The organism is Candidatus Methylobacter oryzae (assembly GCF_003994235.2).
GTDB classification, from domain to species: Bacteria; Pseudomonadota; Gammaproteobacteria; order Methylococcales; family Methylomonadaceae; genus Methylobacter_A; species Methylobacter_A oryzae.
Genome location: NZ_RYFG02000020.1, coordinates 46,192 through 69,743, shown reverse-complemented (window position 1 = coordinate 69,743; position 23,552 = coordinate 46,192). Strand labels below are relative to the sequence as shown.

General features: G+C 47.6%; 28 protein-coding genes. 10 read left to right on the top strand and 18 right to left on the bottom strand.

Annotation, left to right across the window (positions count from 1 at the left end):
- Positions 1–228: 228 nt before the first annotated feature.
- The 4 genes from EKO24_RS04110 to EKO24_RS04095 all read right to left on the bottom strand — a co-directional run bounded on the left by EKO24_RS04110 (position 229) and on the right by EKO24_RS04095 (position 3,138).
- The gene (locus EKO24_RS04110) at positions 229–549 is read right to left on the bottom strand and encodes a non-heme iron oxygenase ferredoxin subunit (RefSeq protein WP_127030468.1); all 321 of its coding nucleotides are present in this window, start codon (positions 547–549) and stop codon (positions 229–231) included.
- A gap of 66 nt (positions 550–615) precedes the next feature.
- Positions 616–1,398: a class I SAM-dependent methyltransferase gene (locus EKO24_RS04105; RefSeq protein WP_127030467.1), complete on the bottom strand. Its 783-nt coding sequence runs from the start codon at positions 1,396–1,398 to the stop codon at positions 616–618.
- A gap of 64 nt (positions 1,399–1,462) precedes the next feature.
- Positions 1,463–1,915, bottom strand: coding sequence for a Fe-S cluster assembly sulfur transfer protein SufU (sufU, locus tag EKO24_RS04100; RefSeq protein ID WP_127030466.1), 453 nt, complete (start codon positions 1,913–1,915; stop codon positions 1,463–1,465).
- The gene (locus tag EKO24_RS04095) at positions 1,915–3,138 is read right to left on the bottom strand and encodes a cysteine desulfurase (protein ID WP_127030465.1); all 1,224 of its coding nucleotides are present in this window, start codon (positions 3,136–3,138) and stop codon (positions 1,915–1,917) included. The genes sufU and EKO24_RS04095 overlap by 1 nt, the downstream gene beginning before the upstream one ends.
- 86 nt (positions 3,139–3,224) lie before the next feature.
- Between EKO24_RS04095 and EKO24_RS23060 the strand changes: the two genes are divergently transcribed.
- Together EKO24_RS23060 and EKO24_RS23055 are read left to right on the top strand one after the other, a co-directional pair.
- Positions 3,225–3,389: a Uma2 family endonuclease gene (locus EKO24_RS23060; RefSeq protein WP_241674385.1), complete on the top strand. Its 165-nt coding sequence runs from the start codon at positions 3,225–3,227 to the stop codon at positions 3,387–3,389.
- On the top strand, positions 3,380–3,784 hold the full coding sequence (locus EKO24_RS23055) for a Uma2 family endonuclease (RefSeq protein ID WP_338323995.1): 405 nt from the start codon (positions 3,380–3,382) through the stop codon (positions 3,782–3,784). Before EKO24_RS23060 ends, EKO24_RS23055 begins: the two co-directional genes overlap by 10 nt.
- Here the strand turns inward: EKO24_RS23055 and sufD are convergent.
- From sufD to EKO24_RS04060, 6 genes are all read right to left on the bottom strand, one after another.
- Complete coding sequence (gene sufD, locus EKO24_RS04085) at positions 3,779–5,098, bottom strand: Fe-S cluster assembly protein SufD (protein ID WP_127030464.1); 1,320 nt, start codon at positions 5,096–5,098, stop codon at positions 3,779–3,781. The genes EKO24_RS23055 and sufD overlap by 6 nt on opposite strands.
- Positions 5,098–5,847, bottom strand: coding sequence for a Fe-S cluster assembly ATPase SufC (gene sufC, locus EKO24_RS04080; RefSeq protein ID WP_127030463.1), 750 nt, complete (start codon positions 5,845–5,847; stop codon positions 5,098–5,100). The genes sufD and sufC overlap by 1 nt, the downstream gene beginning before the upstream one ends.
- Positions 5,848–5,890: 43 nt before the next feature.
- Positions 5,891–6,661 (bottom strand): hypothetical protein, encoded by a 771-nt coding sequence (locus EKO24_RS04075; protein WP_127030462.1) that lies wholly within the window; start codon positions 6,659–6,661, stop codon positions 5,891–5,893.
- Between the two features lie 142 nt (positions 6,662–6,803).
- The gene (gene sufB, locus EKO24_RS04070; RefSeq protein ID WP_127030461.1) at positions 6,804–8,252 is read right to left on the bottom strand and encodes a Fe-S cluster assembly protein SufB; all 1,449 of its coding nucleotides are present in this window, start codon (positions 8,250–8,252) and stop codon (positions 6,804–6,806) included.
- Positions 8,253–8,259: 7 nt separating this feature from the next.
- Positions 8,260–8,709 carry an SUF system Fe-S cluster assembly regulator gene (locus EKO24_RS04065; protein WP_127030460.1) on the bottom strand — a complete coding sequence of 150 codons (450 nt, stop codon included), beginning with the start codon at positions 8,707–8,709 and terminating at the stop codon, positions 8,260–8,262.
- A 68-nt stretch (positions 8,710–8,777) separates the two neighbouring features.
- Positions 8,778–11,099 (bottom strand): DNA internalization-related competence protein ComEC/Rec2, encoded by a 2,322-nt coding sequence (locus tag EKO24_RS04060; protein ID WP_127030459.1) that lies wholly within the window; start codon positions 11,097–11,099, stop codon positions 8,778–8,780.
- Between the two features lie 75 nt (positions 11,100–11,174).
- Between EKO24_RS04060 and EKO24_RS04055 the strand changes: the two genes are divergently transcribed.
- Entirely contained in the window at positions 11,175–11,723 is a 549-nt protein-coding gene (locus EKO24_RS04055) for a DUF2062 domain-containing protein (RefSeq protein WP_127030458.1), read from the top strand.
- 25 nt (positions 11,724–11,748) lie between these two features.
- Here EKO24_RS04055 and lolD read toward each other — a convergent pair whose 3' ends face one another.
- The 3 genes from lolD to fur form a co-directional block, all read right to left on the bottom strand.
- Positions 11,749–12,429 carry a lipoprotein-releasing ABC transporter ATP-binding protein LolD gene (lolD, locus tag EKO24_RS04050; protein ID WP_127030457.1) on the bottom strand — a complete coding sequence of 227 codons (681 nt, stop codon included), beginning with the start codon at positions 12,427–12,429 and terminating at the stop codon, positions 11,749–11,751.
- Positions 12,422–13,669, bottom strand: coding sequence for a lipoprotein-releasing ABC transporter permease subunit (locus EKO24_RS04045; RefSeq protein ID WP_143733172.1), 1,248 nt, complete (start codon positions 13,667–13,669; stop codon positions 12,422–12,424). The genes lolD and EKO24_RS04045 overlap by 8 nt, the downstream gene beginning before the upstream one ends.
- A 177-nt stretch (positions 13,670–13,846) precedes the next feature.
- Entirely contained in the window at positions 13,847–14,263 is a 417-nt protein-coding gene (gene fur / locus EKO24_RS04040; RefSeq protein ID WP_127030455.1) for a ferric iron uptake transcriptional regulator, read from the bottom strand.
- Between the two features lie 153 nt (positions 14,264–14,416).
- Here fur and EKO24_RS04035 point away from each other — a divergent pair, with 153 nt between their 5' ends.
- A complete protein-coding gene (locus EKO24_RS04035; RefSeq protein WP_127030454.1) occupies positions 14,417–15,001 on the top strand; it encodes an outer membrane protein assembly factor BamE in 585 nt (194 codons plus the stop codon).
- Between the two features lie 74 nt (positions 15,002–15,075).
- Here the strand turns inward: EKO24_RS04035 and EKO24_RS23050 are convergent, their stop codons facing one another.
- The 5 genes from EKO24_RS23050 to EKO24_RS04010 form a co-directional block, all read right to left on the bottom strand.
- Positions 15,076–15,180: a type II toxin-antitoxin system RelE family toxin gene (locus tag EKO24_RS23050; protein ID WP_277752488.1), complete on the bottom strand. Its 105-nt coding sequence runs from the start codon at positions 15,178–15,180 to the stop codon at positions 15,076–15,078.
- 145 nt (positions 15,181–15,325) lie between these two features.
- Positions 15,326–15,559, bottom strand: a complete 234-nt coding sequence (locus EKO24_RS04025) for a CopG family transcriptional regulator (protein ID WP_127030453.1) — start codon at positions 15,557–15,559, stop codon at positions 15,326–15,328.
- A 37-nt stretch (positions 15,560–15,596) separates the two neighbouring features.
- A complete protein-coding gene (locus tag EKO24_RS04020) occupies positions 15,597–15,869 on the bottom strand; it encodes an RnfH family protein (protein WP_127030452.1) in 273 nt (90 codons plus the stop codon).
- Positions 15,862–16,293 carry a type II toxin-antitoxin system RatA family toxin gene (locus EKO24_RS04015; RefSeq protein WP_127030451.1) on the bottom strand — a complete coding sequence of 144 codons (432 nt, stop codon included), beginning with the start codon at positions 16,291–16,293 and terminating at the stop codon, positions 15,862–15,864. The genes EKO24_RS04020 and EKO24_RS04015 overlap by 8 nt, the downstream gene beginning before the upstream one ends.
- Before the next feature lie 2 nt (positions 16,294–16,295).
- The gene (locus EKO24_RS04010; RefSeq protein ID WP_127030450.1) at positions 16,296–17,660 is read right to left on the bottom strand and encodes a sodium-dependent transporter; all 1,365 of its coding nucleotides are present in this window, start codon (positions 17,658–17,660) and stop codon (positions 16,296–16,298) included.
- A 118-nt stretch (positions 17,661–17,778) separates the two neighbouring features.
- On the opposite strand from EKO24_RS04010, the gene smpB reads away from it, so the two are divergent.
- From smpB to EKO24_RS03980, 6 genes are all read left to right on the top strand, one after another.
- A complete protein-coding gene (smpB, locus tag EKO24_RS04005) occupies positions 17,779–18,264 on the top strand; it encodes an SsrA-binding protein SmpB (protein WP_127030449.1) in 486 nt (161 codons plus the stop codon).
- 108 nt (positions 18,265–18,372) lie between these two features.
- Positions 18,373–18,939: an isochorismatase family protein gene (locus tag EKO24_RS04000; protein ID WP_127030448.1), complete on the top strand. Its 567-nt coding sequence runs from the start codon at positions 18,373–18,375 to the stop codon at positions 18,937–18,939.
- 15 nt (positions 18,940–18,954) lie between these two features.
- Positions 18,955–19,308, top strand: coding sequence for a HopJ type III effector protein (locus tag EKO24_RS03995; RefSeq protein ID WP_127030447.1), 354 nt, complete (start codon positions 18,955–18,957; stop codon positions 19,306–19,308).
- A 108-nt stretch (positions 19,309–19,416) separates the two neighbouring features.
- Positions 19,417–20,457, top strand: a complete 1,041-nt coding sequence (locus EKO24_RS03990; RefSeq protein WP_143733171.1) for an NAD(P)/FAD-dependent oxidoreductase — start codon at positions 19,417–19,419, stop codon at positions 20,455–20,457.
- A 175-nt stretch (positions 20,458–20,632) separates the two neighbouring features.
- Positions 20,633–21,208, top strand: a complete 576-nt coding sequence (gene mnmM / locus EKO24_RS03985; RefSeq protein WP_127029875.1) for a tRNA 5-(aminomethyl)-2-thiouridylate-methyltransferase MnmM — start codon at positions 20,633–20,635, stop codon at positions 21,206–21,208.
- Positions 21,209–21,578: 370 nt separating this feature from the next.
- Entirely contained in the window at positions 21,579–23,393 is a 1,815-nt protein-coding gene (locus tag EKO24_RS03980; RefSeq protein WP_161990567.1) for a patatin-like phospholipase family protein, read from the top strand.
- The last annotated feature ends 159 nt before the right edge of the window (positions 23,394–23,552 follow it).

The window sequence follows — 23,552 nt, the reverse complement described above, 5'->3', positions numbered from 1 at the left end:
ATTGCGGAACCCCAAGGCTGTCTTTCGCAACATCGGCCCCGAAAGAGCCGCGCATTCTACGCCTTTCCTCTCTGCCGTCAAGCTTTTATTTTCACTTTTATCATGTCCCAATATATGTTCGCCCACGAATATGGAAACTGCTAAAAGCACAAAAGCGAAATATTTATGAGGATTACCCGTCTTAAAATTTTATAAACCAAGCATTAAAAAATATGTTTCAGAACGGCACTAATCCCAACGATTATCCCTAACTTGGAGCTTACCGTTTTTGATTCTAAGCGGAAAACAGTCAATATTTTCATACGCAGGCGGAGATTTTACTTCACCGGTTTTTACACAAAAACGCGCACCATGACGAGGACAGATAATCTCATCACCTTCCAATCTGCCGCTGGCTATTTCCGCTCCGTCATGAGTACAGACATCCTCAAGCGCGTAAAATTTACCGTCAATTTTAAAAATAGCGACATCCGTACCGTCAACATCTACGACGATGTGCTCGCCATTTGCCAAAGCATTTTCATCTATTGCGTCTATCCAATCTGACATTTTTTTACCGTTATCGTTATATTTTTAATATGTTCAGACCTTCCAGATTTTTTAAACTTGTAAGGTCTATAGTTTCAAATAAACATCATACCGCAACAATTTGCCCTGAAAACTTTGGCTAGGCTTGCAGCCCAAAGGTTCGGCATAATCAGGGCTTTTCACTACAACTCGTTTTCCGGCTGCGTTTAAAGCCGCCTGAAAAAGCAATTCCTTATCCTGGTCATCACCTAACAAATCGCGCAAAACCATCATTGTTTTTTTGGCGAGTGCTGATTTCTTGCGTTTAGGCGGAAACATAGGGTCAAGATAAATACAATCGGGCTTGACTTCCAAACCAGCCAATAATTCGATGGCGTTGCCTTGTAGCAATCGCGGAGGCTCAAGATTAAGCCGCTGCATCCAATCCAGTTGCGCCAAACGGACAAAGCCATCGGCCAGCAATTCCACCATAACCGGAGACCGCTCGATACACAATAGCTCGTAACCCATACGGAAGATATACAGACTGTCCTGCCCCCAACCGGTCGTAGCATCGACAACGGTCCTGGTTTTTCGGCCCAACGCCTGGGCCAAAGCACCGTCTTTGGGAGCGGGCCATGATCGCTGTTCGCCGTTGCGAGGCTCAATATCGACTGCCAAACCACCTTTTTTAATCAGCTCTTTGTCGAGTAGTTTTAAGCAGCCGTCACGCCAAGTTAAAAAGAATTCTTCCGGGCTATCGCCATTAAACGACTCATACAAAGGAACGCCTAATCTTTCCGCAAGCTGTTGAAACGGCAGCCTATCACCCTGCCCTAGATAAAGTACGGCCAGCTTTCCGATGTATTGCTGCGATGTTGTGTTGGTCATGACTTAAATTTAGCCACGAAGGACGTTCATAAAAACTTCATGTCCTTCGCGTCTTAGTGAAGAATTATTCTGTTGAAATGGATTTTTGCTCGTTTTTCAGAGCAGCATCCAGCGTATGCCAAGCCAATGTCGCGCATTTGACCCGCGCCGGATATTCACGGACACCGGCCAGTACAGCCAGCTTGCCGACAGCCTCCAAACTAACCTGCTCATCTTTACCGGTAGTCATTTCATGGAATTTTTTAAATAAATCTTCGGCTTCCTGTTCGGTTTTGCCTTTGACTATTTCGGTCATTAATGAAACCGAAGCCGTCGAAATAGCGCAACCTGACCCTTGAAAACTGGCATCGATGATCTTATCGCCGTCCATCTTCAAATATAAGGTCAGGCGATCGCCGCATAGCGGGTTAAAACCTTCCACTTTTCGATCGGCATCGTCTATAACCCGGAAATTACGCGGGTTGCGGTTGTGGTCGAATATCACCTCTTGATAGAGGTCGCGTAAATCTTCAAACATTAGCCAAATACCTCGATCAAGGATTGTATACCTTTCATTAATACATCAATTTCTTGTTTGGTGTTATACATTGCAAAGGATGCTCTTGCCGTTGCCGGAACTGTAAAAAAATCCATCACCGGCATCGCGCAATGATGCCCTGCCCTGATTGCAATACCTAAGCTGTCCAACATAGTGCCGATATCATGAGGATGAATTTTATCCAGCACGAACGCCAATATGGCGCCTTTATGCTCGGCCTCGCCGATAATTCTAAGCCCTTTAATTTGCTTGGCTTTTTCAGTGGCATAATCGAGCAGTTCAGCCTCATAAGCGGCAATATTATCCATGCCGATGCCGTTCAAATAATCAATTGCCGCCCCTAACCCCACTACATCGGCAATGTTCGGCGTACCTGCTTCAAACTTATAAGGCAGCACATTATATTCGGTTTCTTCAAAAGTGACTTTGCGTATCATGTCGCCGCCGCCCTGATACGGGGGCATGGCTTCCAATAAAGCCTGTTTACCGTACAGTACGCCGATACCGGAAGGCCCGTAAAGTTTATGACCGGAGAAAACGTAAAAATCGCAATCCAAGTCCTGCATATTGACTGCCATATGCGGAATAGCTTGCGCACCATCCAGCAGCACCGGAATATTTTTGGCATGTGCCGCTGCAATAATCTCTTTAACCGGATTGATCGTGCCCAAAGCATTGGACATATGCACCACTGAAACCAGCTTGGTTTTATCGCTGATCAATTTTTCAAATTCACCATAGATCAATTCGCCGCGCAGATCAATCGGCGCAACTTTTAAGATTGCTCCGGTCTGCTCGCAAAGCATTTGCCAAGGCACGATATTGGAATGATGTTCCATCGCGGTAATTAAAATCTCATCACCAATTTTCATATTGGTTTTTCCGTAGGTCTGCGCAACTAGGTTAATCGCTTCCGTAGCCCCCCTGACGAAAATAATCTCTTTTTCGCTGGCCGCATTAATAAACTCTTTAACCTTGGTGCGTGCGTCTTCAAACTTATCGGTAGAACGCACGCTCAAAGTATGTACGCCGCGATGCACGTTGGCGTAATCATGGCTATATAAATGCACGATGCTGTCGATAACCGCCTGCGGTTTTTGGCAAGAGGCCGCGTTATCCAGATAAACCAACGGCTTGTTGCGGATAAGTTCTGCCAATATGGGGAAATCGGCGCGAATTTTTTCTACGGGAAAGTTTGTCATATTTATTCCGATAACATTGATTCTTTAATTACAACCCATTATATTCAAACCATTCTTCTTGTCTGACTCTCATTAAGAAAATGACTATGGCAACTGCGACTGTACGAAAACATCTGACCGACATTAAGGAATGGCAAAAATTAGGTGAAGCTAATATTTTTCCGCCCGGCAGCCGTCTTGAACTTATCGATGGAGAAATCTTTGAAATGGCGCCTATTGGCTTTAATCATTCAGGGCATGTATACGTTTAACCCACTTCCTATCAGCTTTAGTTTTCGGCAAAGCTATAGTCAGCGTTCAAAACCCATTACAACTCGGGGATCTTTCCGAGCCTGAGCCGGATTTCACGCTGTTAAAGCCGAATGCCGATTTCTACTGTTCTCGCCATCCTAATGCTAATGACGTATTACTGTTGATCGAAGTCGCCGATAGTTCGCTCAGCTTCGACCAAAACCAAAAGCTGCGTTTATATGCCACCCATAATATCCCCGAATACTGGCTGATGAACTTGAACGACCCCTGCGTTGAGATATACCGTCAACCGCACGGCGATTGTTATGGCGAAAAAACCGCATTACGCGTCGGCGACAGCATCACCTTATCTCAACTAGATCAAATCACCATCAATATTGCCGATATTTTATAGCCATTCTTTATTGACTCCTTCTTGCGGGAAGCGCGCCAGCACTTGTTCCAAAACCATATCGTGCAAACCTCTAATCTTGATCTTATCGACCATTTCGTTAGCAAACGCAAAAGTCAGCATATTTCGCGCCGTTTCTTCGTCAACGCAACGTGATTGCAGGTAGAAAATAGACTTTTCATCCAACTGCCCAACCGTCACACCATGCCCGCATTTGACGTCATCGGCATAAATTTCCAACTGCGGTTTGGTATCCGCTTCAGCATCATCCGATAGTAACAAATTGCGGTTATTCATTTGCGAGTCGGTTTTTTGCGCATCGACAGCAACAATCACCCGTCCCTGAAACACCCCTCTGGCTCTATCGTCAAGTACGCCTTTATAAATCTCACGACTAATACCATAAGGTTTTAAGTGATTGATACGGGTATGGCTATCTATGTGCTGGCGCTTTGAACCCAGGTACAAGCCATTCAATTCACACTCCGACGCATGATCCAGATCGGCATGAATATCGCTACGCGCCAGCAAGCCGCCAAAAGCAAAATTATGATGCGTAAACCGTGCATCCCGGACCTGTTTAATGTAGCAGCCGCCGAAATGATAGGTCTTTTCGGATTCGCATTGCATTTTATACAGCGTCAGATCGGCGTTTTGTCCGACAAAAACCTCGGTGACCGCAGCCGTCAAACAAGCCTCGGCGCCAATAAATGTTTCTACTACTTTCAACTCGGCCATGTCGTCGGCAACGATGATATTGCGCGTCGTCGCCATTGCTTCGGCTTTGCTGACGACATGCAGCAGTTGTATAGGCTTATCCAAAACCTGCTTGGCCGGCACCTGTACGAACAGGCCGTCGCTAAACCACGCGGTATTGAAGGCTATAAAGCCGTGTTCCGAATGATTGACTGCCTTACCCAGATATTTTTCGACCGCATCCGGCTGCGTTGCTAATGCTTCGGCCATGCTCATTACCCAAACACCTTCGGGCAGACCGTCCAAAACCGAAAGATCGGCTGCAAAATGCCCATTCACGACCACCACGACCCAAGCATCTTGCAACCGGTACTGTTTCAACCAATCAACATCGGTATCGCCGGCCGTTAAATCCGCCGACGGCGCAAACAGTTTCTTTTCAATACCGGAAACATTGGTATAACGCCATTCCTCTTCACGCGGCGATGGAAAGCCTTGCTCGGCAAACTGCGCCAATGCCTCGATTCTTAAAGCTTGCAGCCAAGGCAGACTTTGTCCCGGTAATGCGGATGCTATGCTTTGATATTCAGCCGTATAACGGCTTGCCATTGCCGTATTCATTATGCTGCCGCCTCTTCAACCCAACTATAACCTTTTTCTTCCAGCTCCAACGCCAGTTCAGGACCGCCGGATTTGACAATGCGGCCATGCGCCAAAACGTGGACCTTATCCGGCTTGATGTAATCCAGCAAGCGCTGATAATGCGTAACCATCACAAACGAACGCTCCGGTGAGCGCAATGAGTTAACGCCTTCCGCGACGATTTTCAACGCATCGATATCCAAGCCTGAATCGGTCTCATCCATAATGCACAGTTTAGGTTCCAAAATAGCCATTTGCAGGATTTCATTACGTTTCTTTTCGCCGCCGGAGAAACCTTCGTTGACCGCACGATACAGAAACTTCTCATCCATTTCCAGCAAGCGCACTTTCTCTTTAACCAGCGTTAAAAAATCCATTGCATCGACTTCAGGCTGGCCGTGATGTTTGCGTATGGAGTTCAGCGCCGCTTTCAATAAATAAACATTGCTGACGCCGGGGATTTCCACCGGATATTGGAACGCCAAAAATACGCCTTCGCGAGCCCGTATTTCAGGCGCCATTTCCAGTAAATCTTTCCCCAAATAAGTCGCCGTTCCGCCTGTTACCGTGTACCCAGCCTTACCGGACAACACATGCGACAACGTGCTTTTGCCTGAACCGTTAGGGCCCATGATCGCGTGGATTTCACCCGGTTTAATCTCAAGATTAATGCCCTTGAGAATTTGTTTGTCGTTAACATTGACGGTTAAATCTTTAATACTAAGCATGAGGGTTTCCAATTGTTTTTTAACGTTACCTAAGACAGTATAATTAGCCTGTTACTTTAACTTTTAGAATATCAAGTTCTTCCGGGGTTCGATATTTCCATGCAGAAGGATGATGCGCTGTATATAGATTATGTTTAAACCCATGAGCAAGCAGACAACTTGTAACATTCTTTTTCAAATTTGCTGTGCAGCAATTAATAATATATTCGGGCTGATAATGCTTACAGCGGGTAATAAACTCTTCCCGAATAATATATTTACCTTTTTCATCAGTAATATTCCAAAGCGCATTCCAGACATTATCGCGAATCTTGGCATTTAATTTATCGGTAAAAATCCCTAAGGAGCACAGATAAGGGATTGGGTTGGATATAATTAAGCAATAATTATCTTTTGATAGTTCCGGTATTTTTTTCAAAATATCGCCGATAAAACTTTCTATATTACGCCCCGTATAACCTTGGGCCGGAGCTTTGGGTTTTAAAGTAAAGTTTTTCTTATCATGCTTATATTCGCTTTTATGGGGCGACTCTAAAATAAACAAAATATTTTTCGTACCTTCGGCATCGGCTGCCGGACGATCATTAAAGTCCGATAATTCAACTGTCTTATCAACAGGCATTATATTTATATCAGTATTAGCGACGTCTACGACATACCGCCATACATCGGTAACACGATGCTTACTCTGAAAAATATTCAGATAGCCATCTGTACAGTAATTAATTATTTGTTCTTGCGTTATAGGTGAAATATCAATTTCATCAGTTACATATTCTTCGTCGTTACAATCAACCTTGGCTTTAATTTTCATCTCACATACCACCATTCAGTCAATTTAAAAAGGACTAAAAATGAGCGTTTGTTTGACAATTAAATTGGTTAGGCTGGTACGAAGTTCAATACATCGAATCAGTATCTATTGGGTTTCCTTAAGTCAACCCAATAGATGGACATTATCCAACCGAGCCTTCCAAACTCAGCCCTAACAATGCTTGAGCCTCTACCGCAAACTCCATCGGCAGCTCCCTGAACACTTCCTTACAGAAACCGTTCACAATCATCGACACCGCGTCTTCGGCCGACAAGCCGCGTTGCTGGCAAAAGAACAGCTGATCTTCGCTAATCTTGGAGGTCGTCGCTTCATGTTCAACCTGCGCCGACGGCTGCTTGACTTCGACATAAGGAAAGGTATGAGCGCCGCATTTATCGCCGATTAATAAGGAATCGCACTGGGTATAGTTGCGGGCGTTCTCCGCGCTTTTTAATACCTTAACCAAACCGCGGTAAGTGTTCTGTGCCTTACCAGCCGAAATACCTTTGGACACGATCGTACTGCGGGTGTTTTTGCCAATATGAATCATCTTGGTACCGGTATCGGCCTGCTGGAAATTGTTGGTCAGCGCGACTGAGTAAAACTCGCCGGTTGAGTTATCGCCGGTCAGAATGCAGCTCGGATATTTCCAGGTAATTGCCGAGCCGGTTTCAACCTGCGTCCACGACACTTTGGAATTTTCGCCGCGGCAATCGGCGCGCTTAGTTACGAAGTTGTAAATACCGCCCTTGCCTTCTTTGTCTCCTGGATACCAGTTTTGTACGGTCGAGTATTTAATTTGCGCGTCTTTCATTGCAACCAGCTCGACCACAGCCGCATGCAGCTGATTTTCGTCGCGCATCGGTGCGGTACAGCCTTCCAGATAACTGACGTAACTGCCTTCATCGGCAATGATCAAAGTCCGCTCGAACTGGCCGGTATTGGCCGCGTTGATTCTGAAATAAGTCGATAGTTCCATCGGGCAACGCACGCCTTTCGGAATATACACAAACGACCCGTCGGTAAATACCGCCGCATTTAACGCAGCAAAAAAATTGTCGGTAGGCGGCACGACCGAACCCAGGTATTGTTTGACCAGCTCGGGATGCTCGCGCAACGCTTCCGAAATCGGGCAAAAAATAACGCCGGCTTCTTTCAGCTTGCCTTTAAACGTAGTCGCCACCGACACGCTGTCAAAAACCGCATCGACCGCGACACCGGCCAAACGCTCCTGCTCATCCAATGGAATACCGAGTTTTTTGTAAGCATCCAAGACTTGCGGATCGATTTCATCGAGACTTTTCGGCCGGTCTTCCTTGCGTTTAGGCGCCGAATAGTAGCTAATGGCTTGGTAATCGATAGGATCGAAGTTAACAAACGCCCACTCGGGAGATTTCATCGTCTGCCAATGGCGAAACGCTTTCAACCGGTATTCAAGCATAAACTCAGGTTCATTTTTGACTTTAGATAACCTGTGAATCACTTCTTCATCCAATCCGGGAAGAAAAGTGTCGGTTTCCAATTCGGTCACAAACCCTTGTTTGTATTCCTTGCCGATCAGATTTTTAATTTCTTGTTCACTTGCTGACATAACATTTCTACCTATATAAACTGGAGACCGGTATCAACACTTCTTCCGGCACAACAACGGGCCTGATTAAATCTGCCACAGTCACCGACTCTAATGCATTATGAATAGTCTGGTTAATTAAGCCCCAGTTTCCCAAAATATCGCAACGCGAAGCCTGCTCGCAGCCTTGATGGGAAATGCTGCATTCGGTCAGGGCTATCGGTCCTTCCAGAGCGCTGATAACAGCCGCGACACTAATCTCTTCCGGCATTCTTGCCAAAGCATAACCGCCTTTGGCGCCGCGTGTAGAGATCAACACATTAGCATTAACCAGCAGTTTGAGGATTTTACTGACCGTCGGCAGGGCGATACCGGTCATTGTCGCTATTTCCATAGCCGCGCGCATCTGCGATCCGTCCCTGGCCATAAAGCTTAGAATAACCGTCGCATAATCAGTTAACTTACTCAACCGTAACATATCCCACCCTCATCAATTAAGGACTATTTTAGTCCTATTTAATTCCAGAGTAAAGCTCTAGGTAATTATCATTTTGTATTCCAATACCTTCCTTCCGTTTCGCGCATCCCTTGCACTGCAAAACCGCTGTTTCCAACGTTAACAGCAATAGCCCCGCTTTCAGCACTACTTAGCCATTTCGCATTGACTTGTCGATAACGCGCCAACACATCTTTATGCGGATGGCCGAATTGGTTTCGATAGCCCGCCGAAATCAACACGTAATTAGGCTGAACGGCTTGCAAAAAACCGGCTGTCGACGAAGTTTTACTGCCATGATGCGGCGCGACTAACACATCGGCCTTTAATTCCTCACCATAAGTATTAACCAGCCAGGATTCTGCCACCGCCTCAATGTCTCCAGTCAATAATGCCGTGCCATATTGGGAGCGGATTTTCAGCACGCAGGAATTATCATTTTCCGAGACAAACGCCTGCCGCGGCGCCAGCACAGTGAATTCAACTTGATCCCATACCCACGATTGCCCGGCCTTACATTGAACAGGCGCATACTCGCTCAACATTTGCGGAACGCTGGTCAGCAATTTCTCAGCCGGCATACCGCGCATTAACGAAGCAGCGCCGCCAATATGATCGTTATCGCCATGGCTAACGATCAAGCTGTCGATTTTTGTCACGCCCTCCGAATGCAGAAAAGGCAACAGAACACCCTGCCCCATATCACTTTGCTCGGAAAACTTAGCGCCGGTATCGAAAACCAGAAGGTGATGCGTAGTTTGCACGACCGTCGACAAGCCTTGTCCGACATCGAGCAGGGTCATTCTGATAGCGCCGGTTTCAGGTTGCCTCGACTCCGTAAACACCAGCGGAAAAAACATCACCAAACCCAGCCATCGAGCCGGAATTCCGACAGGCGCAAGCAGCAACAAAATACCCGGCACAGCGAAAAGCAATGCCCAATACGATGGCAACGCATGATTTACCGCTGCCATCGGCGTTTCCGCCAAGTGCGTCAACAACCACCATAAGCTTTGCAAGACACGATCCACCAAAAAGAACAATTTGTCCGCCAACATCGGCGAGATAAACATAATCATGACAGCCAACAACGACAACGGCACCGCCAACAAACTGATGACCGGCACGGCGATCAAGTTAGCGAATGGCGCAATCAATGAAATTTGCTGAAAAAACAGCAACAGCAGAGGCGACAAAGCGACCGAAGTCGCCCAGTTGATTTTTATTGCCGCCCAAACATGGCCGAGCTTGCCCAAGCGGCCGGAAACGACGTAAACAATGATTCCCACCGCAAGAAATGACAGCCAGAATCCCGCCGACAAAACGGCTAACGGATCAAAGACCAACACCGCAAACATTGCAACAGCCAAGGTATTGAAAGGACGGCTGTTGCGTTGCAGGATAACGGCCAACATCGCAATAGCCAACATAACCACGGAGCGTTGAGTCGGCACCGAAAACCCGGCCAGACCTGAGTAAAAAATTGCGGCCAATACCGCCGAAAGCGCAGCAACTTTCTGCGGCGACCACGCCAGATAGCCTGTCCACGCCCAGGCTCTAAGCACCAGCAAATAAACCAGACCGGCAATAAGACCGATATGCGAACCGGAAATCACCACCAAATGCGTGGTACCGGTTTTACGAAAAACCTCCCATTGTTCTTGCTCGATGCCGTTGCCGTCACCAATAGTTAACGCCTTAATCAACGCAAGGCTCGGGCTATTTCCCAACGTGTTCGAAAGCCGATCCGCAAGGCTTTGCCTCCAGACAGAAATATTGCGCCAAGCCGGATCATTCCCCAACAAAACCGGCTTCGGATTAGGCCGCACATAGCCTGTCGCGCCCACACCCTCGGAAAACAACCAACGCTCATAATCGAAGCCTCCGGGATTGAGAGTGCCGTGCACTCGCTTCAATTTAACAGTAAAAGTCCATTGCTGGCCCGCTTTAACGGGTTGATCCGGGTAATACCAACTTAATCGCAGTTTAGACGGTAATCGGCCAGCGAATTCGGAGGTATTTCTGGTAATCGCCGAACCTGTTCCCGACAGGTTTTCGGCATACACACCATCCCTGGTGATAAAATCGAAGCGGACTCGCTTTTCATCTTGCTCCGGCAAATCGGCTATGGTGCCGGTAACAGGAATCTCCACGCCTTCCAGTTGTTCAGGCAATCGATCGGCCAAGCGGTGCATTGCAAACACTATCGCCCATAGAATACCGACCAGAAAAAACAGGCACCGCCAATAACGTAACCCTGCAATAATGCAGGTCGCTACGCCGCCGGCTATCAGCCACTTAACATCCGGCAATACCGCCAACTGCTGAACCCATATCAATCCGGCTAAAAACGACAGAGCGGAAACAACCATTCGTCACCTTGATGTTTTTTTAGACTACCTAAAACCTGCTAAACTGCGAAAACATGAATTTAATAAGAAATAACGATGCCAAAAGAACTGATACAAAAACTGATCGACAAGCTCATTCCTGATCCAGAGATGATCAAACGGCACAAGAGCCTACAGTTTCTTGGCGAGAAATTGCATGAACCTAACCTTTGGCATCTAAACCGGCGCTCCGTCTCGATGGCTTTTGCGATAGGCCTTTTTTGCGCATGGATTCCAACGCCGGCACAGATGGCTATCGCGGCTGCCGGAGCGATTTATTACAGGGCAAACCTGCCGCTTTCAGTGGGCTTGGTCTGGATAACCAACCCCATTACTATGCCGCCGCTGTTCTATTTTGCTTATAGAGTCGGCCTCTGGTTTATGAATCAACCGGCCGTCGCCGATGAATCCGAATTTTCAATAAGCGGCATGTTTTCCGGGCTTGGCGATGTTTGGCAACCGTTCCTGATCGGTTGTTTTATTATGGGCATTGTCTCGTCCGCAGCCGGTTATTTCGGCATCCAATATTACTGGCAACAACACATAACTAAAAAATGGGAAAACCGCAAAGAAAAAAGGCTAAAGGCGAAAGGCCCAAGGACTTAATGCTTGCGCCTTTTACCTTGTATCTTTAGCCTAATATAACCCCATCTTCCATGTGCAAGACCTTGCCCATCCTTGCAGCCAGCTCATGGTCATGAGTCACCACCAAGAAGCTGACATTCAACTCCTGGTTTAATTCCAACATTAACTGGTAAACCTGGTCAGCCGTTTTGCTGTCCAGGTTTCCTGTCGGCTCATCCGCCAGAACGACGCCGGGTTTATTAATTAACGCCCTGGCAATTGCCGCGCGCTGTCTTTCTCCGCCGGACAATTCGCCGGGCTTATGCTCGACACGGTGCCCCAAGCCTACCCGCTGCAATAACTCTATCGCCCGGTTACTCGCCAACTTTACCGGGAGCCCGGCAATCAACAACGGCATTGCCACATTTTCCAGAACGGTAAATTCGCTCAGCAAATGATGCGACTGATAGATAAAACCCAAAGATTTATTTCTTAATTTAGCCTGCTGGCCGGCGCTTACTTCATTCAGATTCACACCGTCCAAAACCACCTTGCCGCCGGTCGGTCTTTCAAGACCGCCCAACAGATGCAGCAAAGTGCTTTTACCCGAACCGGACGCGCCCATGATAGCGACACGCTCGCCGATACCGATACTTAAATTAACGCCTTTTAAAACCTCGACATCGAGCCCGCCTTGGTCATAGCGCATGGTCAACTGCTGGCATTGCAAAATATTGGTATTATTCATATCTGAGAACTTCCGCCGGATTTACTTTGGATGCCTGCCAGGCAGGATAAATAGTCGCCAGTAACGACAGTAAAAACGCCATGCCTGCTATCGCATAAACATCCGTCCAAACCAGTTTGGAAGGTAATTGGCTGATGTAATAAACATCGGCCGCCATAAATTGAACATTAAACAGCTTTTCAATTGCCGGTACGATAGTTTCAACATTCAAGGCCAGCAATACGCCGCCAACAGTTCCCAAGGCCGTGCCGGTGACACCGATGACAGCCCCCAAAACGATAAAAATCCCCATCACCGCACGCGACGTCAAGCCTTGGGTTTTTAAAATAGCAATATCGCCGCGCTTATCGGTCACGACCATAACTAATGTTGAAACGATGTTGAAAGCCGCTACCGCGACGATAAGCAACAGGATGATAAACATGACCCGCTTTTCGGTCTGAATAGCGCGGAAAAAATTGCTGTGCGCCAGCGTCCAATCGCTAACCTGATACTCGCCAGCCAGAGCATTGGACAACGAGCGGGTTATTTTCGGCGCATTAAACAAATCATCCAGCTTGATTCTAAGACCAGAGACAGCCCCCTCCATGCGGAACAGCTTGGCTGCATCGTCAAGATGAATCAGCGCCATGTTGCGATCGTATTCGTACATACCCACCTTGAAAACGCCGACCACGGTAAAGCGCCGCATGCGCGGTACGATGCCGGCCGGAGTGGAGTTGATCTGCGGACTGATGATAGTGATTTTATCGCCGGTAAAAACGCCCAGATAACTGGCCAGTTCCGCGCCCAGGATAATGCCGTATTCGCCCGGCACCAGGTCGGACAACTTACCCTCTTTCATTTTATCGGCCACTTCCGATACCTTGGACTCATAATCCGGCAAAATCCCGCTCAGCATCGTGCCGCTAACGCGCCGGTCGGCATTAATCATCACCTGCCCGTTAATAAAAGGCGCGGCGCCTTCTATATGCGGATAGTTTTTTAATTTCTGGTCCAGTTCCTGCCAATTATCCAATTGACCGTACCTTCCGGTAGCAGTCGCATGCGACGTCATGCCGAGTATCCGCTCGCGCAGTTCGGCTTCAAAGCCGTTCATGACAGACAATACGGCAATCAGCGCAGTAACGCCTAAGGCTATGCCCAAAATGGACGTTAATGTGATAAACGAAATGAACTGAGTTCGGCGTTTTGCTCGCGTATAGCGCAAGCCGATATAAAAAATAAGAGGTTTAAACATGAAGCCTACAATTTAAAATGAAAGAACTGTTCAAAAGTTAGAAAAATAGCTCACGGATTGGACGGATTTAAACGGATTAGTAAGAAACTGAAATCAGAGTTCATTCTGAATTTTCTGTAAAATTATTTATCAGTGTTAATCAGTCCAATCCGTGTCATCCGTGTTCTATCATATAATTCAGGATTTCCTGCACTGAGCGCAAAAACCGTACAAATAAAGGCTGTGATCGGTCAAATCATAGCCTAGCTTTCCTGCGATTTCTTTCTGCCGGGCTTCAATCACTTCGTCGGTAAACTCGTCCACTTTACCGCACCTCACGCAAAGTATGTGATCATGATGCGAGCCTTTATCCAGCTCAAAAACAGAATTGCCGCCTTCGAAGTGATGCCGACTCACTAAGCCGGCCGCTTCAAACTGCGTTAAAACGCGATAAACCGTAGCCAAGCCAATTTCTTCATCTTCACTGAGCAGAATTTTATAAACTTGTTCAGCCGTTAAATGACGTTCATTCGCCTGATCTTCTAAAATTTGCAGAATCTTGACCCTAGGCAAAGTTACTTTCAGGCCGGCATTCCTTAAATCATGAGTATCCAATATTGATCTCCGTTTATGCCTTGTATATAGGCAGTTTTAGATAGAATTACGCGCATTGTAGCCTTTTTTTGACGCCATTGGCATGACAGTTTTATAGGATAATCGTTTAACATCCTGTATGATTTCGCATTTTTAACTCATCCGCTGCCTTAAATGAGAAAGCCGCTTTCCGCTTTAAACCAATCTGGTCATTGCTCTCGACACTTGCTCCATCCGCGGAGCCGTATTTCCTGCATCTTTGCAGTTACAGCAAGCCTAACGCTCGCATCCTGTTCCACCATCCTGAATAACCTGCCCGGCGTCTACACAATCGATGTCCAGCAAGGCAATATCGTCGATCAAGGCATGATTGACCAACTCAGGCCCAACATGAACAAACGCCAAGTACTGTACATCATGGGCTCGCCGATGCTGACGGATTTTTTTCATAAAAACCGTTGGGACTACCTCTATTCGGCCCAGGTTAAAGGCGGAGATAGAGAGCAAAAACGAATTTCGCTGTTCTTCGATAACGACCAGCTCGTCGGCGTACAAGGCGATTTTAAACCTAGCGAGGTCCCTGTTGTTAAGACATCTGGAGAAACTACCGTGGATGTGCCTAAGCGCGATCTTGAAAAAACCTTGTGGGAAATGATCACCGGCCTGTTTGGCTATGACGGCATTGACGATTCGACTAAAGCCGATAAAGCGAATGCAAAACCGGCATCGGGATCGCCGACGGATCAGTTGCCGCTATAGCAATTGAGGGCGCGCATCGCGCCCTTTTCTGTATTCAACAGCATTTGAGAGCGATGCGCGATACATAACGGTTGTTAATTGTTTTTATAAACTTCCTTGCGATGTGCAACTTTAACAACCAAAACTATTAACTCTGAATCCTGAATTTCATAAATAATTCGATATACGCCTTGCCTTATCCGCTACCGCTCCTGGCCCGATAGCTTAATACAACCCTCAGACCTTGGGTTTTCACAAAGCGAATTAATGCAATTGAGTATACGTTTTACATCGGTATTTGGAATGTTTCGAAGATCTTTTGCAACTGAACTTTTGAACGTGACCTTATAATTTGCCATGCGCTTTTAGATCTGCTAATAGCTCCTCATAGCTTAACGTAGATTCACCCGCTCTTTCTTCAAAAGCCGATAAATCTTCACTATCTTCTAGCAAAGCAATGCGTACCGCCTCATTAACTACTTCAGATATGGATTGATGGGCGCTAGCGGCCTTGATTTTCAATGCCTGATGAACTTCCGGCTCCAAATAAACGGTTGATCTTTTAGATAGCACACTCATATTGTTACCTTCTAATTAGCAGATTAGCGCTATAGAATTACAGCTTTAAGGCCCTTTGCCGCCTAGCCTCTTTCGGATCATGCACCAAAGGCCGGTAAATTTCTATCCTGTCGCCCTCTTTGACAGGCTGATCCAATTTACAAGCCACACCAAAAATTCCGGCATTAAGTTCGGACAAAGCAATCTCAGGGAAACGATCAAGCAGCCCGGAAGCTTTTACCGCCGCATCCACAGTCGTGTCTTCATCCAGCGCCAACTCAACAATCACCTGCTCGTCAGGCTTCGCATACGCCACTTCGACATTAACCATAAATTGCTTTGGCCCGCCCGGTAAATGAACTCACCATCGTATTGCAGATTTGGTTAAAAACCGCACCGAACGCCAAACTTGCCAGTTTCCCGGACATTTCGAATTCAAGGTCTAAAGAAATCTTGCTGGCGTCTTCGCGTAGCGCTACAAAATCCCACACCCCATCCAGGTGAGAAAACGGGCCGTTCAACAGGGAAACCGTCATTCGGCGTCCTTGTTCAATCTTATTCCGGGTCGAAAAGGATTTTTTAAAACCGCCTTTGGAAATCAACAGCTCGGCTTCGACGATGTCATCTTCGCGCGTAATAATCCGGCTGCCGCTGCACCAAGGCAAAAACTCCGGATAAGCTTCAATATCGTTAACCAAATCAAACATTTGCTGCGCCGAAAATTTAACCAGGGCGCTTTTCTGAACAACGGTCATACTTAGAGAACTCCAACCACGTGCAGGAATACCACAAACACCGAGGCGGGAGAGATATAGCAAATTAAAAACCTCCACACTTGGTAGCTGAGTGCGTCAGACATATCCAGTTCTTGCTCGGTATGTTGCTGCTTCATGATCCAGCCGGCGAATACGGCGATACAAAAGCCGCCGATCGGCAACATCAAATTGGCGGTTAAATAATCCATCAATTGAAAAATGGTTCTATCGAAAATCTTAAACCCGGACCAAATATTAAATGAGAAAATAGTACCCAATCCCAATAGCCAAGTGACTAAACCCGACCGAATACAGGCTTGCTCCCTGCTCATGTCTTTATTTTCAATCAACCAGGCTACAGCCGGCTCGATCAGCGAAATCGACGAAGACAAGGCCGCAAACACCAGCATTACAAAGAACAAAATGCCGAACAGCCAGCCGCCGGTCATGTTGCCGAAAGCAATCGGCAAGATTTGAAAAATAAGACCGGGACCGGAGGCAGGCTCCAGGCCGGCCGCGAACACAATCGGAAAAATCGCAATACCGGCCAATAACGCAACCGCCGTATCGGTACCGGCGATCAAAATTGCAGTTTTCGCAATCGACACGTCTTTCGGCAAATAAGAGCCGTAAATCATGATCGCGCCCATGCCTAAACTCAGCGTGAAAAAGGCGTGCCCCATCGCGGTCAATACGCCGTTAGCGGTCAATTTGCTAAAGTCGGGCGTGAATAAGAATTTAATGCCTTTGTCGTAATAGTCATCGAAGGTCATCGCATACGCGACCATCAGTATCAGCAATACGAACAAGCTGGGCATTAAAAAACGCACCGCTTTTTCCAGGCCGGTATTGACGCCGCGAACCACAACCAACATCGTCGCCAACATGAATAGGCTATGCCAAAAAGTCAGCTGTATCGGGCTGGCCATGAAATTATCGAAAAGCCCTTTTATCGTTGTTGCATCGGCGCCGAAAAAACTGCCGGTAAAAGCCTTTAACACATAAGCCGAAGCCCAGCCGGCGATAACACTGTAATAAGAGAGAATTAAAAATCCGGCAATGACGCCCATCCAGCCTAAATAGTGCCAGTTTTTATCGGCTCCGGCTTCTTCGGACAAAGTCACCATGGTATTAATTGGATTCTGCCTGCTGCGACGCCCGAGCATCGTTTCGGCCATCATGATAGGTATGCCGATCAGCAGCACGCACAGCAAATAGACAAGAACAAACGCCCCGCCGCCGTTTTCCCCGGTAATATAAGGAAACTTCCAGATGTTACCCAGGCCGACCGCCGAACCTGTTGCAGCCAAAATAAAGGCGAAACGCGATGACCACTGGCCATGGATTGATTTTTTTGTGTCCGTCATTAGTGTGCCTGTAAAACTTTATAATTATCGGGGTGAGCTTTTCTGACTATTGCAGTAATATCGAGTAAAATAACAAAATTATTCCTTTACGTCAGTTTAAAAATCTTAACTCGCACTTATGGCCGATAAAAAGTCCAAGAAAAACAACAAGCAGCAAAACGCCACCATTGCCGTTAATCGTCAAGCTAAATTTGAGTATACGATTGAGGAACGCTTTGAGGCCGGCATGGTTTTGGAAGGCTGGGAAGTTAAAAGCCTGCGGGACGGACGCGTGCAACTGAAAGAAAGTTACGTTGCGATGAAACGCGGCGAGGCCTGGTTAGCCGGAGCGCATATTTCACCGTTATTATCCGCATCGACCCACGTCAATCCTGACTCTGTCCGCGCCAAAAAACTGCTGCTTAACCGCCATGAGCTGAACAAGCTGATCGGCGCGGTCGAACGCAAAGGCTACACGTTGATTCCGTTGTCGATGTACTGGAAAAACGGCAGGGCCAAACTGGAAATCGGCCTGGCAAAAGGCAAGCAATTACACGACAAGCGCGCCGCTTCTAAAGACCGCGATTGGCAGCGTGAAAAAGCGCGGATTATGAAAAAGGGTTAATGAGGTGAAAGGTTAAAGGCGCAAGGTTCAAGGATGCGTTTTTAACCTTACCTTATGCCCTTGAACCTTTCACTTTGAACCTTTCACTTTGAACCTTTCAGCTAACATATGACTACACATCCAAACATTCTGTCTATAGAAAACAGCCTGCTGATCGTCGTCGACTTGCAGCCAAAACTATCGGCAGCCATGCCCGAGCAAGAAGCCGAATTGATGACGGCCAACGCTGGCAGCCTGGTTGAAGCCGCCGGGCTGTTGAATATTCCTGTATTGTTGACCGAGCAATATCCGAAGGGCTTGGGCTCGACCGATACCACCATCACCGATATATTGTCCGAAGACACGTTGATCTTCGACAAAACCGGATTTTCCTGCTGCGCGGCGGAAGGCTTTACCGACACCGTCGCCAATGCCGATCGCAGGCAAATCATACTGGTCGGACAAGAAGCGCATGTTTGCGTACTGCAAACAGCCTTGGAACTATTGCATCTCGGCTATCAGGTTCACGTCGCCGAAGACGCGATCTGTTCGCGCAAAGCGGAACATAAGTTCTACGCCTTGCAACGCATGCAGCAGCAAGGCGCGACCATTACCAATTACGAATCGGTATTGTTCGAATGGCTCAGAGATTCGACTCACCCTGAATTTAAAAAGATCTCCGCTTTACTCCGTTAACCCTTGAGTTATCCCATGTCGCTTACCTCTTTTATCGAAAAAGTCACCAACAACGAAGCCGTCGGCTTTGACGAAACCATTGCCGTCATCACCGAAAACTTTCATTACCAACCTACCGAATTCAGCAATGGCCTGAATGAACAGGCGTTAGTCAGCCCAGCCGGCACTAACGAAGGCTCTTGCAAGATTTTCGCTTTCGCCCAACTGCACGGGCTCGATCCGCAGCAGACATTAAACCTGTTCGGCGATTATTATCGAGTGGATGTTTTAAACGACCCGAACGGCACGGGCCACCAGAACATCAGGAATTTTATGCAATACGGCTGGGATGGGATTAGCTTTAAAGGCGTGGCGTTGACGGCTAAATAAGAGCGCCAAGCTCGGTAGGAGCGGGCCATGCCCGCGATATTTCGCCAACAAATGTGTGAAACGCCAATCGCGGGCATGGCCCGCCCCTACCGATAAACATTCAGAATCATGATCGACTTCCTAATCATCGGCCAGGGACTCGCCGGCAGCTTGCTGGCTTGGGAACTGATACAACGCGGCTGCAAAGTCGTCATTATCGATAACGGCCGGGAAAATGCTTCGCAAGTTGCAGCCGGACTGATCAATCCGGTTACCGGCATGCGTTTTGTCAAATCCGCCGAAGTCGATACGCTGCTGCCCATTGCAAAACATTGTTACTCACAGTTAGCCGGTTTCTTTCAGCAAGATTTTTATATCGAAAAACCGATGCTGAGGATTTTCCGCAGCAACAACGAATGGCTCAACGCTAATAAGCGCCTGAATAATCCCGATTATCAAGCCTACTTGGGCAATATCCAGCCGCCTGGCACACGCATCAAAAATCTGGCAGCACCGTTCGGTTTGCTGGAGCAACAACAAACCGGCTATTTATTAACCCGGCCGTTATTAGACAGTTTAAAAGAATTTTTCATTGCCCAAAACAGCTACCGGCAAGCCGAATTCGATTACCGGGACCTGCAATTGCAAGCGTCTTTGCGGTGGCAAGATATTGCGCCTAAGCGGATTATCTTCTGCGAAGGTTATCGGGTTGCGCAAAATCCCTGGTTTTCCTGGCTGCCTTTTCAACCGGCTAAAGGCGAGATCCTGACGCTGGAACATCAAACCGAATTACCGGATAAAATCCTCAATTACGGCAACTGGCTGATTCCGTTAAACAGCAGGCAAATTCGCGTCGGCGCAACCTTCGACCGGGAAAACCTGGATACCCAAATTACCGAACAAGGCAAAGAAAGCTTATTAAAAGCATTAGGGCAAATCTCGGCTAATCTAATCGATGCTCCCCTGATTAATCATCAAGCCAACATCCGGCCTTGCACTTTGGACAAACAGCCCTTTATCGGCAGGCATCCTCAACATCACAACCTGCTTATTTTTAACGGCTTCGGCGCAAAAGGCAGCTTGCAAATACCCTGCTACAGCCGGCATTTTGCCGATGCTTTATTAAACGGCACTGCCCTGTCCCAAACTTGCGACATTCAACGTATCTAACAGGAGTGCAAGCTTCGCCTAAAGCGCCTACTTTTGGTGCTTGCCCTTGCAGGCAAAGCTTCCGCTCCTTACCTACATAAGCCACATGGATGTGGTTAATGCAGATATTGCAGGAGCAAATATCTGTCCATGTAGGCAAAGCCTGCACTCCAATAATCAACAAATCTCAAATATTATGAAACGCATTTCACTGGTTAATACCGCCCATGACTTGATCCGGGACATCTTACGCCCCGGCGACATTGCGATCGATGCAACGCTAGGCAACGGCCACGACACCTTGTTCCTGGCCGAACAAGTCGGCCCGTCCGGCCATGTGTACGGTTTTGATATACAACAAGCCGCTATCGATTCGACTCGGGAGAAATTCCGGCAAACGCTTCTATCGGAACGCCTGACTTTGCTTCACGCCAGCCATGCTGAAATGAGCGGAAAAATCCCAGCCTTTCACCACGGCAAAATCCGCGCGATCATGTTTAACCTGGGCTACCTGCCGGGCGGCGACAAAAGCATCATCACCTTGACAGATACCACATTAAGCGCCTTAACGGCTGCAAGCCGGATTTTAGCCGTCGACGGCATCGTCACATTGCTCGCCTACCCCGGCCACCAAGGCGGCGATAGTGAGACAGGCCAAGTTAAAAATTGGTGCGAACAGCTGAATAAGGAGCAATTCGCAGTTGATACTATTTACAGTGTTGAACACAAAGACTCGGCCCCACGGCTGTTCGTAATCCGCAAACAACGCTGATGATCTTAAAAATGGAACACGGATGACACTAATACGACGGATTGACGCGGATTTTTACGCGTTTAACTTCTTATCCGTGTGAATCCGTAAAAATCCGCGTTCCATTTAATTTAATAGTTACGGTTTTTCTTAAATTAAAACACCTAATCAACATACCCCGGCCAATCGCAAATAACGGGCACTCTCTATCCAATTCCAAGCCAATTTCAGCTTTAGCTGACATACGCCGCTGAGCTTTTTTGCCACAATTGCCGTTGTCGCCTGAAACCACAAACCGCCACGTCGCATGCCGGCTTACACGGTTTTCATCTTACCAATCATAAAAACCGGGCGCCATCGATTCAACTCCAACTTAACCGGGAAACATCTAATGTCAGAAGAAAAAATACAAGAAAGATTAGGTCTTGGCCTTTCCGGCGGCGGACTCCGCGCGTCATTTTTCCACATCGGCGTTTTAGCGCAAATGGCGGAACTCAACTTACTGAAAAACGTCGAGGTTATTTCCACCGTTTCCGGCGGCTCCATTATCGGCGCGCTCTATTACCTGCATGTAAAAAAACTGCTCGAAAGCAAGGAAGACAAAGATATTACCGACCGGGATTATGTCGAAATCGTCCATACGATTGAAAAGGATTTCCTGGAAGCGACCGAAAAAAACATCCGCATGGAAACTTTTAGCAGTTTCAAAGCCAACTTCAGGATGATGTTTCTTAACTACTCCCGCAGTGACCGTATCGCCGAAATCTACAATGATTGGCTATACCAAAAAGTCCTGCCGGGCGTTAGTACCCCAATCCAGATGCGGGAGTTGAAAATATTTCCCAAAGGCGGCGAAGAAAACTTCCACCCGAATAAACATAACGCAAACAGGTCGGCTAAAGTGCCGATCTTGGTCCTTAACGCCACCTCCCTGAATACCGGCCGCAACTGGCAGTTTACAGCGCAGACGATGGGCGAACCGCTCGTACCCGAGGAAAATAAAATCAACGCAACATCTGCCCACGCGCATGATAATGGCCATAAGCCTCTCTGCCTGAGCGACAACGACATCGACTGCAAACCTATCCGCCTGAGTGCTGCCGACGGATATAACGATATTGTAAAGGCCCAGCAAGACTTTCCTTTAGCCCATGCGGTTGCGGCTTCCGCCTGCGTGCCCGGATTGTTCGATCCGATGGCTGTCAGCGGCTTGTACAAAGACCTGGAGCAAAAACTGGATATACGCGTGCAATTGGTAGACGGCGGCGTTCACGATAACCAGGGCATCGACGTCTTGCTGCGCAACAAATGCACATGCTTTGTGATCAGCGATGCGTCAGGACAAATGAACACCGAAGACAGCCCGGAAACCGGTTCCGTCCCAGTGTTGTTGCGCACCAGCACCATCCTGCAGGATAGAGTGCGCACCGAAGGACTGCTGTTACTAAAAAACAGCCAAGGTATGCATAACGTCGCTTTCATGAATTTACGCGCCGGACTGGAAGTCCGGGAAATTTTTCCAATCGATCAACACGACAAACAGCCTGAGGATAAAATCTTTCCGGCAACATGTACGGAATTTGGCGTTGCCCCCGAAGTACAAGAAGGCCTGTCGAAAATCCGCACCGACCTGGACGCTTTTACCGAAGTGGAAGCTTACTCCTTGATGCTCGACGCTTACCGCATGAGCAAACAGGACTTGGAACATTTCAAGGAACACGCCCACTGCATGCAAGCAGCCAAACCGGCCAGTGAAAGAACAGAGCCGGAAGCGCCGTGGAAATTCGCAGGCATAGAGCCTTGGATAAATAACCCGAATGATGATTACAAGCAGCAACTGAAAATAGCTCAGATGACGTTCGGCAAAGCGCTGATGCGTTTTTCCTGGCTGTGGATCGCGTTGCCGGTAGTCGTTATCGCGGCCATCTATTTTCTCGGCCCGCACCTTGTCGCCTGGCTCAAAAGTTCCGTTCCGGTTTACGTCTTGGTCATCGCGGCTGTCATATGGCTAATCAGTGCGATGGCGCCTAAACTGGCGCATGTCTTCGGCTTCTTGAACGTTCTTCGTCCCCAAGCGGAAGTTGCCAAAGCAGTTTTCAGGGCAACCGGTTTCTTGTTGGGCACAGTCTTCGTAAAGTTTTACCAGCTGTTTATTAACCCGCTGTACGTCAACCAAGGACGTTTGGATAAGCTGACCAAACCGTAATTTCTCAGAATCTAACGCAATCTTAATTGCCGCCAACCTAAGCCGGGCATGTTGCCATGTCCGCCATTACGCTGAATCGCTTGGCTTGTGAGGAGGCAGTTTTCAAACGGCCTCTAAAACAATTCATAGTGCGTAAATTAGACTGAAGTACGAAGCGCA

Coding starts and splice junctions, on each gene's coding strand:
- EKO24_RS04055 (WP_127030458.1), top strand. CDS start 11,175: ATGCCAAAAGAACTGATACAAAAACTGATCGACAAGCTCATTCCTGAT.
- EKO24_RS04020 (WP_127030452.1), bottom strand. CDS start 15,869: ATGGTTAATGTCGAAGTGGCGTATGCGAAGCCTGACGAGCAGGTGATT.
- smpB (WP_127030449.1), top strand. CDS start 17,779: ATGGCCGATAAAAAGTCCAAGAAAAACAACAAGCAGCAAAACGCCACC.
- EKO24_RS04095 (WP_127030465.1), bottom strand. CDS start 3,138: ATGACAAACTTTCCCGTAGAAAAAATTCGCGCCGATTTCCCCATATTG.
- EKO24_RS04035 (WP_127030454.1), top strand. CDS start 14,417: ATGAGAAAGCCGCTTTCCGCTTTAAACCAATCTGGTCATTGCTCTCGA.
- EKO24_RS04065 (WP_127030460.1), bottom strand. CDS start 8,709: ATGTTACGGTTGAGTAAGTTAACTGATTATGCGACGGTTATTCTAAGC.
- EKO24_RS04025 (WP_127030453.1), bottom strand. CDS start 15,559: ATGAGTGTGCTATCTAAAAGATCAACCGTTTATTTGGAGCCGGAAGTT.
- EKO24_RS04045 (WP_143733172.1), bottom strand. CDS start 13,669: ATGTTTAAACCTCTTATTTTTTATATCGGCTTGCGCTATACGCGAGCA.
- EKO24_RS03990 (WP_143733171.1), top strand. CDS start 19,417: ATGATCGACTTCCTAATCATCGGCCAGGGACTCGCCGGCAGCTTGCTG.
- EKO24_RS04075 (WP_127030462.1), bottom strand. CDS start 6,661: ATGAAAATTAAAGCCAAGGTTGATTGTAACGACGAAGAATATGTAACT.
- EKO24_RS04010 (WP_127030450.1), bottom strand. CDS start 17,660: ATGACGGACACAAAAAAATCAATCCATGGCCAGTGGTCATCGCGTTTC.
- sufC (WP_127030463.1), bottom strand. CDS start 5,847: ATGCTTAGTATTAAAGATTTAACCGTCAATGTTAACGACAAACAAATT.
- EKO24_RS03995 (WP_127030447.1), top strand. CDS start 18,955: ATGTCGCTTACCTCTTTTATCGAAAAAGTCACCAACAACGAAGCCGTC.
- sufD (WP_127030464.1), bottom strand. CDS start 5,098: ATGAATACGGCAATGGCAAGCCGTTATACGGCTGAATATCAAAGCATA.
- EKO24_RS04060 (WP_127030459.1), bottom strand. CDS start 11,099: ATGGTTGTTTCCGCTCTGTCGTTTTTAGCCGGATTGATATGGGTTCAG.
- EKO24_RS04105 (WP_127030467.1), bottom strand. CDS start 1,398: ATGACCAACACAACATCGCAGCAATACATCGGAAAGCTGGCCGTACTT.
- mnmM (WP_127029875.1), top strand. CDS start 20,633: ATGAAACGCATTTCACTGGTTAATACCGCCCATGACTTGATCCGGGAC.
- sufU (WP_127030466.1), bottom strand. CDS start 1,915: ATGTTTGAAGATTTACGCGACCTCTATCAAGAGGTGATATTCGACCAC.
- EKO24_RS04015 (WP_127030451.1), bottom strand. CDS start 16,293: ATGACCGTTGTTCAGAAAAGCGCCCTGGTTAAATTTTCGGCGCAGCAA.
- EKO24_RS23060 (WP_241674385.1), top strand. CDS start 3,225: ATGGCAACTGCGACTGTACGAAAACATCTGACCGACATTAAGGAATGG.
- lolD (WP_127030457.1), bottom strand. CDS start 12,429: ATGAATAATACCAATATTTTGCAATGCCAGCAGTTGACCATGCGCTAT.
- EKO24_RS03980 (WP_161990567.1), top strand. CDS start 21,579: ATGTCAGAAGAAAAAATACAAGAAAGATTAGGTCTTGGCCTTTCCGGC.
- EKO24_RS04000 (WP_127030448.1), top strand. CDS start 18,373: ATGACTACACATCCAAACATTCTGTCTATAGAAAACAGCCTGCTGATC.
- EKO24_RS04110 (WP_127030468.1), bottom strand. CDS start 549: ATGTCAGATTGGATAGACGCAATAGATGAAAATGCTTTGGCAAATGGC.
- sufB (WP_127030461.1), bottom strand. CDS start 8,252: ATGTCAGCAAGTGAACAAGAAATTAAAAATCTGATCGGCAAGGAATAC.